9 protein-coding genes are annotated in these 11,602 nt (G+C 71.5%); 1 reads left to right on the forward strand and 8 read right to left on the reverse strand.

Features of this window, described 5'->3' with window-relative positions; genetic code table 11:
• The 8 genes from VF584_15640 to VF584_15675 all read right to left on the reverse strand — a co-directional run.
• Nucleotides 1-291 (reverse strand): ATP-binding cassette domain-containing protein (locus tag VF584_15640; GenBank protein ID HEX8211605.1); only part of this gene is annotated, 291 nt, incomplete at its 3' end.
• On the reverse strand, nt 288-1,601 hold the full coding sequence (locus VF584_15645) for an efflux RND transporter periplasmic adaptor subunit (protein HEX8211606.1): 1,314 nt from the start codon (nt 1,599-1,601) through the stop codon (nt 288-290). The genes VF584_15645 and VF584_15640, both read right to left, overlap by 4 nt.
• 36 nt (nt 1,602-1,637) lie before the next feature.
• On the reverse strand, nt 1,638-3,158 hold the full coding sequence (locus VF584_15650) for a TolC family protein (protein HEX8211607.1): 1,521 nt from the start codon (nt 3,156-3,158) through the stop codon (nt 1,638-1,640).
• A gap of 183 nt (nt 3,159-3,341) precedes the next feature.
• Nucleotides 3,342-4,064 (reverse strand): YIP1 family protein, encoded by a 723-nt coding sequence (locus VF584_15655; protein HEX8211608.1) that lies wholly within the window; start codon nt 4,062-4,064, stop codon nt 3,342-3,344.
• Nucleotides 4,065-4,222: 158 nt separating this feature from the next.
• Entirely contained in the window at nt 4,223-4,795 is a 573-nt protein-coding gene (locus VF584_15660; GenBank protein HEX8211609.1) for an RES family NAD+ phosphorylase, read from the reverse strand.
• Nucleotides 4,795-5,625: a hypothetical protein gene (locus VF584_15665; protein ID HEX8211610.1), complete on the reverse strand. Its 831-nt coding sequence runs from the start codon at nt 5,623-5,625 to the stop codon at nt 4,795-4,797. The genes VF584_15660 and VF584_15665 overlap by 1 nt, the downstream gene beginning before the upstream one ends.
• Before the next feature lie 152 nt (nt 5,626-5,777).
• Nucleotides 5,778-6,485 (reverse strand): hypothetical protein, encoded by a 708-nt coding sequence (locus VF584_15670; GenBank protein ID HEX8211611.1) that lies wholly within the window; start codon nt 6,483-6,485, stop codon nt 5,778-5,780.
• Nucleotides 6,486-6,725: 240 nt separating this feature from the next.
• Nucleotides 6,726-7,478 carry a creatininase family protein gene (locus VF584_15675; GenBank protein ID HEX8211612.1) on the reverse strand — a complete coding sequence of 251 codons (753 nt, stop codon included), beginning with the start codon at nt 7,476-7,478 and terminating at the stop codon, nt 6,726-6,728.
• Here VF584_15675 and VF584_15680 point away from each other — a divergent pair.
• A complete protein-coding gene (locus VF584_15680; GenBank protein ID HEX8211613.1) occupies nt 7,477-11,547 on the forward strand; it encodes an ATP-binding protein in 4,071 nt (1,356 codons plus the stop codon). The genes VF584_15675 and VF584_15680 overlap by 2 nt on opposite strands.
• Nucleotides 11,548-11,602 lie beyond the last annotated feature (55 nt).

An 11,602-nucleotide genomic window follows, 5' to 3' on the forward strand; every position in this document is an offset into this window, starting at 1 on the left:
GTTGAAGGTCTGGAAGACGAAGCCGATCTCGCGGTTGCGGATGCGAGCCAGGTCGTCGTCCTTCATCCCCGCCACGGGCTGGCCGTTGAGCACGTAGTCGCCGGCGCTCGGCGTGTCCAGGCAGCCGATCAGGTTCATGAACGTGGACTTGCCCGAGCCGGACGGGCCCATGATGGCCACGTACTCGTTGCGCTCGATCACCAGGTCCACTCCGCGGAGGGCGCGCACGGTCTCCGCGCCCATCACGTACTGCTTCTGGAGCCCGCGGACCTCGATCAGCGCGGTGGTCACTTCGCCCCCTTCGCCTTCGCCTGCTCCCCTTCCTTGGGCGTCTCCACCCGCACCGCGTCGTCGTCCTGCAGGTCGCGCACGGCCTGGTAGCTGCCGGAGACGACCGTCTCGCCGCCGCGGAGCCCCTTGCGGATCTCGAAGTAGCGGTCGCCGGCGATGCCGATCTCCACCGGCACCCAGTCCGCCTTCCCGTCGCGCATCACGAACACGCCCATCACCTCGTTGGCGCGGCGCGAGCGCTTGTCGGCCTCCACCTGCGCGGCGGGCTGCTCCGCGTCGCCGTCGTCGTCCGCGTCCTGCGAGAACTTCTTCCCCTCGCGGTCGCGCACCGTCAGCGCGATGATGGGCACCGAGAGCACGTTGCGGCGCGACTCCGTAACCACGTCGGCCGTGGCGGAGAGGTCGGGGCGCAGCGAGGCGGGTGGGTTGTCCAGGGTGATGACCACCTCGAAGTCCACCGACTGCTGGTCGCTGGCGCCGGCCTGCCCGGCGGCGGTCTGCACCGCGCTGTTGCCGATGCGGGTCACGCGGCCGCTGAAGCTCTGGTCAGGGAAGGCGTCGATGCGCACCGCCGCGCTGTCGCCGATGCTCACGTTGGGGACCTCGGTCTCGTCGACCTTGATCTTGGCCTCCATGACGCTCAGGTCCGCCACCGTCAGCAGCAGCGAGCCGGGGTTGTTCATCGTCCCCACCACCGCCGTCTCCCCTTCCTCGATGTTGAGGCGGGTGACGCGGCCGCTCATCGGCGCCACGATGGTGGTCTTGGAAAGGTTGTCGCGCGCCTCGCTGAGGGCGGCCTGCGCCTGCGCCACGGCGTAGCGGGCGGCCTGCAGCTCGGCGCCGGCCACGTTCCCCTGCGTGCGCGCCTGGTCCAGGTCCTGTGCGGAGATCAGCTGGTCCTTGCCCTGCGACAGCATCTCCGCGCGGCGCGCGTCGTTCTGCGCTTTCAGGAGTTGCGCGCGGGCCTGCGCCTCGCGTGCGCGGGACTGCGCCACCGCCGCCTCGGCGCGGCGCACCGCGCTCTGGTACTGGCTGGGGTCGATGCTGATGAGGAGCGCGCCCCGGTCCACCCACTGCCCCTCCTCCACCGCCACCCGGATCACCCGGCCCGGGATGTCGGCCGAGATGTCCACCTTGCGCTTCGGCTCGATCTTGCCGCTGGCCGTCACCACCGACACCAGGTCGCGCCGCGCCACCACCTCGGTGCGCACCAGCGCGCCGCTGGGGCCGCGCTTGGCCACCGCCACCCCGGCCAGCCCGCCCACGGACGCCAGGATCGCCACCCCGATGATGATCTTCTTGCTCGACATCGTCACTAATTTCCTCTACCGGCAGGGGCCGGTGCGTCAGCGAAGGGAGCGTCCGACCAGCGCTTCGAGCGCGGCCAGCGACTTGTGGAAGTTGTACACGGCGTCGATGCGGGCGCGCTCGGCCTCACGAAGCGAGGTCAGCGCGTCGGTGACCTCCACGGAGCTGGTCGCGCCGAAGCGGAAGCGCTCCTGCGCCAGCCGCAGCTCCTCGCCGGCGCGCTGCACCACCTGCTCCTGCAGCTGGGCGGCGCCGTACGCGGTGCGCAGCGAGAGCAGCGCGGTTTCCACGTTGGTGCGAAGCTGCAGCTCCTGCATGCGCACCTGGAGCTCGGCGTCCTGCGCGCTCACCCGCGCCTCCTCGATCCGCCGCTCGCGCTGCAGGCCGTTGAAGATGGGGAGCGAGAAGCTGAGGCCGGCCGAGAGCGGCTGCCGCTCGTAGCCAAAGGGGAAGCGCGGGTTGGCGTCTCTGACGGAGCCGCGCACGCTGTCCGCCACGGCCGGGTTGTTCACGTCGAACTGGCCGCAAGGCCGCTGCGGCTGCCCCAGCAGCGGGGCGAGCTGGTTCGACTGCAGGCACCCCTCGTAGCGGGCGCCGGTGTTGTCCAGCGCCGATTGGTAGAGCGGGTTCAGGTTGCCGGCGCTGTACACCGACCCCCGGAAGCCCGCGCTGAAGCCGAGCGTGGGAAGGTACTGCGAGCGCGCCGCCCGGATCCCCGTACGCGCCGCCGAGACGTTGGCGCGCGCCGAAGCCAGGTTGGGGTTGTTCGCCTGCGCCATCGCCACCAGCTCCTCCGCCGTCCAGCGCGGCTCGAACAGGGTGAAGTTGGAGGTGAGTCGCGTGTCCGCCGGGATGGAGCGGCCCATCGCCAGCCCCAGCCGCAGCACCTCGGTGGCGTGCGCGTTCCGCTGCTGCAGGAGCGCCACCTCGGCCTGGCCGCGCTGCACCTCGGCGCGGCGCACGTCCAGCGGCGTCCCCGCGCCCACCTCCAGGCGGGCCTTGGCAAGGCGCTCGTGCTCGATGGTGCGGGCCACCTCGCGCTCCGCCTGCGCGGCCAGCTCGCCGGCCTGCAGGGCGGTGAGGTACTGCTGCGCCACCTGGCTCACCATGTTGGCCTCGAACCCTTCCACCCGCCGCGCCGTCGCGTTCTCCTGCGCCCGAGCGATGCGGGGCTGCATCAGCTTGGCGCCGCTCAGCTCGTACCCGATCCCCACGTAGTAGCCGCTGGAGTAGTACTGCGGCCGCACGCCGAACACCTCGCTCCCGAAGCGCTGCACGCCGGGCCCCGTGTAGCCGAAGTCGGCCTGGGCGTTGGCGGAGGGAAGGTAGAGGTCGGCGCGGGCGGAGCGGACGGCGGCGCGGGTGCCGCGCTGGTCGTTGCGCTGGGCCAGCAGGTCCGGGTTACCGGTGCGGGCCGTGGTGATGGCCTCTTCGAGGGTGAGCCCGCCCTGGTGCGGAGCGGGCTGCTGGCCGGTGGGCTGCTGCGCGGCGAGCGGCGAGGCGAGGACGGCCAGGGCCGCGAAGACCAGGGCGCCCGTGTGGCGGCGGTGGCTGTGCATAGGAAGTTGCCGGTGAAGTGCGGATACTGCGCGTGCGAGTGCACCGCGGATGGCGCCCCCTACGGGGTGCCGGAGAGAGAAGTTTCAGCGGGTTCGCGCGCCCCGGCGCCCGGGGAGAGATCCCCGTGGACGCTGGGCGTTACTGCATGAAGTATAGCGGTTTACGGCCCTTTTTCCAACATTTCAGCGCCCCGCGATCAGCCCCGCCACCGCGGAGATGGCGAAGAAGACGCCAAAGATCACGCCCGCCGCGGCGGCCATCGACACCTTGCCGCGGTTGACTGCGGCCACGCCCAGCGCCACCACCGCGAGCCACCAGATGTTGAATACGGCCAGCGCCTGCAGCAGCGAGCGCACCACCCCCTTGGGAAGGTCCGGCGCCAGCAGCGCCGCGGAGAGCTGCGTCGTCATGTCGCCGGTCACGATCCAGATCGGAAGCGTCACGACCAGCCCGAGTGCGCTGATCAGCGCCGCGTGCGAGACCACGCCGCGGTACTGCGCAAAGGTCGCCTCGCCGCCCATCATCACCCCGAACACCAGTTTCAGCAGTCCGGCCACGATGAAGGCGGTCAAGAAAGTGCCGATGAACGCGCCGATCGGCGCCGATATGCGGCTGTAGCGCGCCATCGTCTCGGCGCTCATGGCTTCACGGGCCCTGGGGTCCGTCATGTTGTTCAGCGCCTCGCGCGAGGATTCCAGCCACACCTCGCTCGGGATCAGGACCATGGCGGCGGTGGTGACCAGCGCCGCCACCATGAGCACGTCCACCCAGGGCGGCGCGGTCCCGAGGCGCGAGAACAGCTCGCCGGGGGATACAAAGGTGTCCAGGATGCGGCGCCCGAGCGAGCCGGGGCCCGTGGCCTCCGCTTCGGAATGGACGGATGTGTGCGCTTCGATGGAGGACATGACCGTATGAGGAGGTTTTTGGGGCGGTGCGGAGGGAAGCCACAATCTAACGCCGATGCGCGCCGGAGGTAATTCCCTCGGCGTCCGGTACGTGGCCGGGCATCCCGATTGTTTCACGCGGAGCCGTGGAGGGAGAGTTCGCTGCGGATACACGGTGCTCAGAGTACGAGGATCGGATATGTGTCAAGCACCTCTTCGCCGATCGCGCTTCCGTGCAGCGGCTCCGGGGGTTCCGCTCCGGCGATCTTGTGCGCCGCGCGGTCGAACACCGCCCAGCAGAGGCGACTCGGGTCCCATCGTGAACGGTACTGGATGCCGTCGACGTACGGCAACGTCGCATGCACTTCCGCGGAGAGCGCCTGGCACTCATCGTACGCGCCCGCGTGTGCCCGCTCCGCCCCGATACCGAACTCGGGGAGGCGCCTCCCCTCGAACTGGAGCACCTGGAGCTTCTCCGAGAGCCGCACGCGTGAGACCACGCAACTCTTCCAATCTGCCCGCCGTACCGTGCAGCGTGAGGTGCCTCGTATGAGGGTCTCCAGCACGGTCACTCCTGGAGTCTCACCTAAATAGAGCACGCCGAAGCCGAGCGCCGGATCGTCGAAGCGGCCCATAGCCGTAGCTCTCGGTCCAAACCAGATCGCGCCCAGGTCTCTCCGGTGCAGCCTCCAGAGGGCACGCGACACCGGAACTCCCACGACCGGAGGCTTTGCAGATAATGCGATCGCCATCAGGACGCGACGTGGTGTCCGTACGTAGCGATCCTGTTGAGCATGTCCTCGCGTACCTCGGGCCGGTCCAGCGCGTCGAGGATGACCGTATCCTTGGAACCGGGAACGGGATCGAGCAGGATCGAAAGAAGAACCCACGGGCTCATCGCGCTGCCCGCGCGCAGCACTTCGGCAAGGCCGGGGCGCAGCTCTCCATCCTGGAACTGTCGTGCGGGAAAGCCCCACTCACCGCCTGAGAGCGGAACGGCGAGTATCCCGCTCCGGCTGCGGCGGAGGTTCACGCCGGACTGCGTTATCCCGAGCAGCTTCGCGACCTGGCCGGACGAGAAGCAGCCACCCGACTCCTGGATCATCTCCTGCTTCGCGACTGCCCCTCGAGCCAGCGCCCGCGTCATCGCCGTCTCCTTGCGCAGCCCGACGTCCGGAGACGCGTTCAGGACCTCGACGATCGTCCCCGCGGCCGTCGAAGCCCCCACCGCATGCTGAAGCTGCTCCGGCGTCATGCGCTTGAGCGCGGCGCGGAAGACCTCCAGCGCCCGGCTTTGCAGCGACTGCTCGATCCCTTCACGAAACGACTTCGCAGAAACGCGCTTCTTCTTTGCGCGCGCCGAGCCCACTCCGGCATCCTGGTAGAAAACCTGTGTACCCTGCTGCCCCTGGAACATCTTGAACGCATCCGTCTGCTTCTCGCGTACGGCAACGCGCTTCGTTCCACGCGGGATGCCATAAGTGTACGCAGCCTTGCCACGCGGCCCCGTCACCGGCTCTGCGGCAGCGCCCTTGCCCTCGCCTGGATCGAGTGCCTTTTCGCCGTATGCCTTCCGCGCCATCCTGTCCCGCCTTGTATCTGTTGTATATCCACTAGTAATGCACATCTACAAGTTACGCGTTGGCCTTCCATCGAGCAACCCTAAAGAAACAGCGCCCGTGCAGGAGTTTGCACGGGCGCTGTTCGATCGACTCGGGATGCTGGCCGAGTTCGCTACCGCGGGATCTCGGTGCGGACGGCGCGGTAGCCGCGGTCGGGGATCTCGACGCGGATGACGCGGTTGAGGGCATCCACCCAGACGTGCTGGACGCCGGCACCGGCGGGCTGCACCACGAGGTGGTAGAGGCTCACCTGCGTACCGTTGATGTCCACGCGCTCCTCGCCGCGCGAGGTGACGGTGGCCATCACCTGGCGGTTCTCGCGGGGGACGATGATGGGCACGCGCCCGGAGCGGAGCCGCTGGGCCAGGAAGAAGTAGTGGTGCGCCACTCCCTCATCGAGCACCAGCGCGCCGGTGCTGGCGGCGTACTCGCGGAGCTGCTCGCCGGCAGCGGTCACGATGCGGGCGCTGAAGCGGCCACCGCCCACGTTGCCCACGATCTTGCGGGGCGAGTCGCCGCCGACGTCCACCTGGTAGGATGCGGGGTCGGCGGAGAGCCCGCGTGCGCGGAGGCGTGGGGTCAGCTCCAGCGTCCCGCTCTCCAGGCGCAGCGCGACGCGGCCGTTGGCGGTGAACTCGGAGGTCTCGCCGCTGCCGATCTGGCGGATGGTGAACTCCTCCGTCCCCACTTCGCGGTCGCCCACGTAGACGCGAAAGGTCCCCTGGTCCGATCCGCCGGACTGGGCCCCGGCCGAAACCGGCGCCAGCGCCGCGAGTGCCGCGAGCGCGATCCGGACGAGCTTCGTACTTTGCTTGGTCATCATCATCTCCCGGGGACGCCGCGGCGCCCCGTCATGTGAAGTCCCGCCCGTGCGGGTTCCATAAGGTCGTACCCCGCGGGGGAGCATGGTGTTTCCCATGCAAGGCGCGGGCTCCCCCGCGAGAGCAGAGGAACGGCGCCTCACACAGAGGCCACGGAGAAAACCGCAAGACGCAGAGAACCCTTCCCGCTGTTCTTTCGTTTCCCTCTGTGTCTCCGTCTGAAACCGCCGTTCCTCGTCTCACTCCTCCTCATCGCGCGGCGGAGCGATGAAGACCTTGTGACGTATCTTCTGGAGGATATGTTCGTACATGCGCCGCCCTTTCTCCGCCGTGGCACGGGTAGGCTCGCCCACGGAGCCGGGGCAGCCGGCGGGAAGGCGCTTCAGCTGGCCGCGGGTGAAGCGGCGGAACTCGTCCGCGTCCATGCGGAAGTCCCTGGCGTCCTCCATCCTCACCCGCTCGGGGTGCAGGTGGAGGAGGATCGAGGTCAGCGCCTCGCCCCCGTGCTCGGGCCCCCCCGACCCCTCCACGAATTGAGACAGGTCCACAGAGAGCGCGTCCACCACTCGGACCCGTGCGTGAGGCGCCCGGATGGTGGCGATGGCCTCCACGTGCGGGTCGTGCGGCGAGGCGGTGATGGCGATGAACTCGTTGAAGCCGTGCGCCGCCCACGCCGCCGCCACCTCGTTGAGCGCGCGGTGCAGCGTCTTTGCGCGCAGCGCCGCCGTGCCCGCGTAGTCCGCTTCGGCGGGGACGTTGACGCCGAACGGGAAGACCGGCGCGCGCAGGACGCCGAACTCCCGCGCCAGGTCGTCCGCCAGCGCCTCCACCACGCGGGTGCCGGCGCCCAGCGGCAGGTGCGGCCCGTACTGGTCGCACACGCCGATGGGGAGGATCAGCCGCCGCTCCGTGGCCACGCGCGCGGCCACCTCGCTCCAGGGAAGGTCGTTGAGGGCATAGGCCGGGTGTGCGGGACGGGGTTCGGGGGTCATGCTGCGCTGGGCTGAGAGGGTGCGGCGCCCGCAGGCGCTCGCCTGGGCCGCGGCGTGGGGCGCCACGCTGTCGCTGGCCGCGTGGATCCTCCTGCTGTCGCCGGTGTGGCTCGCCGTCGCCACGGCTGGGGGCATTCTCTGGGCCGCGCTGGCGCGCGAGGTGGCTCCCCGGTGGCGCTGGAGCGTGGCGATGGCGCTCGCGCTGGGCGTCAGTATAGGGGCATCGTTCCAGTTGCGCCTGGGGGAAGGGGCGCGCAGCTGGGAGCGCGTGCGCTTCGCCGCCGAAAACCGCGTCGGCGCCGAGGTCAAGCAGGGCCTCGACGACATGTTCGACCGCGACACCCTGGCCGTGGCGGAGGCGGCGCGTGCGGCCGGTAGCGCGCGGGCGGCGAACGCGGCCCTTTTCGCGCGCATGGAGCGGATCCGGCGCGAGCGCAACGTCACCGCGCTGGCCGTGTACGAGCCAGACGGTTCGCCGCTGGTGTGGGCGGGGGAGCATCGCGGCACCGTACCGGATTCGGTGCGCGCGGGGCACCACTTCTACTCGTACTCCGCGGGGCCTCTCTTCGGCTACCTGTACTTCACCAACCGCCTTCCCAACGGGCGCGTCGCGGTGGCGGCGGAGCTGCTGGAGGCGCACGTGGAGGTGGGCGAGGGGACGCCGCCGTACGCGGAGACCTTTGGGCGCAGGTACGGCGTGGCGCCGCGCTTCACCACGCCCGAGTTCGCGCCGCAGGACTCGGCGTGGGACTGGACGGGGTACCAGGGGCCCATCCTGAGCGTCGTCTTCGCCACGCTGACGCAGGAGACGTGGCGGGAGCGCATCGTCCTCCGCGGGCGCTGGGCGGTGGCGCTGGCGTGGCTGGCGGCCGTCGTCCTGCTGGGGATCGCCTGGGCGCGGGGGGACCGCGGCTGGGGCGTGCCGCTGGCCGCCGTGGCCGCCGCGCTCTTCGTGCTTCCGTGGGGGGCGATGGGTGCGGCGGGCGACCTCTTCTCCCCGCTCGGTTTCGTCATCCCACTCCCCGGCGATGCCACGCTGGGGCAGCTGCTGGTGGTACTGGCGGCGCTGGCGGTGTGGCTCCTCTCCCGCTCGCGGTCGCTGCCGCTGGCGGACCGGGTGCCGCTGGCCGCGCGGGCGCTGCTCGCCGCGGGTGCGCTGGTGGGGGCGATCGCGCTGGTGCGCGCATCGGCGGCGGCGGGGGCGCTGGCGGCGCACCCCGCGGGCGGGCTGGCGCTGGTTGCCGCCACCGCGCTCCTGGCCGCCCTCCCGCTGCGCGCGCTGCTCGGCGAGGGCGAGGGGCGCGAGTCGCCCCGGTGGCGCGGCGGGCTGGTGGTGGCGGCGGCGGTGCTGTCGGTGGCGCTGGGAGCGGCGGTGGTGCTCTGGTGGCGCCCCGGGCGCGAGCTCCCGCTGTGGACGGCTGCGCTGTGGGCCGTCCCCTTTGCCCTGGCCGCGGCCGGCGTGGGACGGCGCGGGGCGGGCCGGGGCGCGCTCCTCCCCTGGGCGCTGGCGGGGTGGATCGCGGGGTCGGTGGCGCTTCCGCACCTCTGGCTGATGCACCAGAACGCCCGCCTCGCCGAGGCCGAGAGCGACCTGGGGCGCCTGGGTACGCAGGCCGATCCTTTCCTCGACTTCCTCCTGCGCCAGTTCGCGGAGCGTGTCCTCTTCTTCGCGGCCGAAGGGCGCCAGGGGGTGAGCCTCCTGTACCAGTCGTGGGTGGAGAGCGGGTTGGCGAAGGAGGGCTACGAGGCGCGCGTCACGCTGTGGACGGGGGAGAGCCCCGCGGCCGAGCTGCGGCTGAGCGACGCGCAGATCCCCGCCGACCGCGTGGCCGAGGTGCTCCGCGCCGCGCGCGAGGCGGAGGAGCCGATGGTGCAGCGCTTCACCGATTCGGACCAGCTCCAGTACCTGCTGGCGGTGACGCTGCCTGGAGGCCAGACGGTGTCGGTGGCGGTGCCGCCGCGACGGCACCTGGGGCGCTCCACCGCGCTGGCCCGCTTCCTGGACCCGGAGGAGGACGCGGGCGCCGGCGACGCGGTGGCGCTCTCACTGGCTCCCGCGGCGGGCCGCCCCGCGATTCCGCCCGGCGGAATGCGCTGGGTGCGCGCGGAGCACGGTTGGCGAAGCGAGGCCGCGGTGCGCTTCCCGAGCGGGCCGCAGCACGCGCACCTGCTGGTGCCCACGCCATCGACGGAGATCCTGGCCGCGAGGGCGCTGCTGGCGCAGGTGCTGATCCTGGGCGTTCTGGTGGCGCTCTGGGCCGCCGCGCGTACGCTCTGCGGCGAGCCGCTGGGGCTCGCATCGGGCCAGTGGCGGCGCATGTGGAGCTTCCGCGGGCAGCTCACGATCGCGCTCTTTGCCTTCTTCCTCCTTCCCATGGCCGCGTTCGGCGGCACGGCGTACCGCGCCCTCTCGCGCGAGGTGGTGAGGACGGCGGAGGCGGTGGCGGAGCGCGGGCTGGCGCAGGCGGTGGCCGAGGTGCAGGGCTCCACGCTCGCGGAGGTGTCGCAGCACATCGGGATCGACCTTCTCCTCTACCACCACGGCGTGCTGGCCGAGGCCGCATCGCCCGAGGTGATCGACCTGGGGCTGTACCACACCTGGCTAGCGCCGCCCACCTACCTCGCCTTCGCCGTGGGCGAGTCGGTGGAGGAGCGCGAGGAGCGGCGACTGGCCGGGCAGCCGTACCTGGTCGCGTACCGCCGGCTGGCCGCGGCGGACGTGCTGGCGTCGCCCACGCCGCTGTCCGCGGGGGAGATCGCGCGGCGCCAGCGGGAGCTGACCGACGTGGTGCTGCTGGCCGGCCTCCTGGGCGCCGCGCTCTCCGTGATCCTGGCGCTGGGCGTGGGGCGCGCCCTTTCGCGGCCGATCGAGGGGATGAGCCTGGCCGCCGCGCGCGTGGGCGAGGGCGACCTTTCCGTGCGCCTTCCGGAAGAGCGCAGCGACGAGTTCGGGCGCCTCTTCCACGCATTCAACGAGATGGTGCACGGCCTCCGCGAGACGCAGGCGGAGCTGGTGGGGGAGAAGCGGCGCACGGAGGCCATCGTCGCCGAGGCTGCCACGGGGGTGATCGCGCTGGACTCGGACGGACGCGTGGCGCTGATCAACCCGCGCGCCGGGCAGATCCTGGGCGCCATGCCGCAGCCCGGCGAGCCCATCCCTGACGACCGTCCGCTCCCGGCCGCGGTCGCGCAGGCGGTGCGCAACTTCCTGGGCTCCGACCTTGCCGCGACGACGGGCGAGTGGAGCGAGGAGCGCGAGGTGGAGGGGCGCGTGATCCGGCTGCGGCTGCGTCCGCTCCCGGTGCGCAGCGGGCGGCCGGGCGCGGTGGTGGTACTGGAGGACGTGACGGCCGAGATCCGCACGGCGCGCGTGCTGGCGTGGGGCGAGATGGCGCGGCAGGTGGCGCACGAGATCAAGAACCCGCTCACCCCCATGAAGCTCGCCGTGCAGCACCTCCGCCGCGCCTACGCCGACGGGCGCGGCGACTTCGGCGCGATCCTGGAGCGCAACGCCGACGCCGTGCTCGGCGAGATCGACCGGCTCGGCGAGATCGCGCGTGCGTTCGCGCGCTTCGGCACCCCCGCCGAGACGGCCGCGGGGGTGGAGGCGGTGGACGTGGGCCGCGTGGCCGGCGAGACGCTCGCGCTGTACCGTGGCGGCGGCGGCGCGGAGGGGGTGCTCTACTCGCTCGACGTGCCGCCCGACGCGCCGCGCGTGCGTGCGCGAGTGGGGGAGCTGAAGGAAGTGCTCATCAACCTGCTGGAGAACGCCCGCGGCGCCATGGACGGCTCCGGCGGTGAAATCCGCATCTCCGCCGCGCCGGTGGGCGGGGGCGAATGGCTGCACCTGGACGTCGCGGACACGGGCGAGGGGATCCCTCCCGAGCTCCTGCCGCGCATCTTCGAGCCGCAGTTCTCGACCCGCAGCAGCGGCACCGGGCTGGGGCTGGCCATCGTGCGGCGGCTGGTGGAGTCGTGGGGCGGGGAGGTGACGGTGGATTCCACCCCCGGCGAGGGGACGACGGTGCACCTGAGGCTGCGGGTGGTGGAGGTGGATCCAACCGCATGAACAGCCTCACACAGAGACGCAGAGGGAAAAGGAAAGAACAGCAGAGGGGGTTTCT

The organism is Longimicrobium sp. (assembly GCA_036389135.1).
Classification (GTDB): Bacteria; Gemmatimonadota; Gemmatimonadetes; order Longimicrobiales; family Longimicrobiaceae; genus Longimicrobium.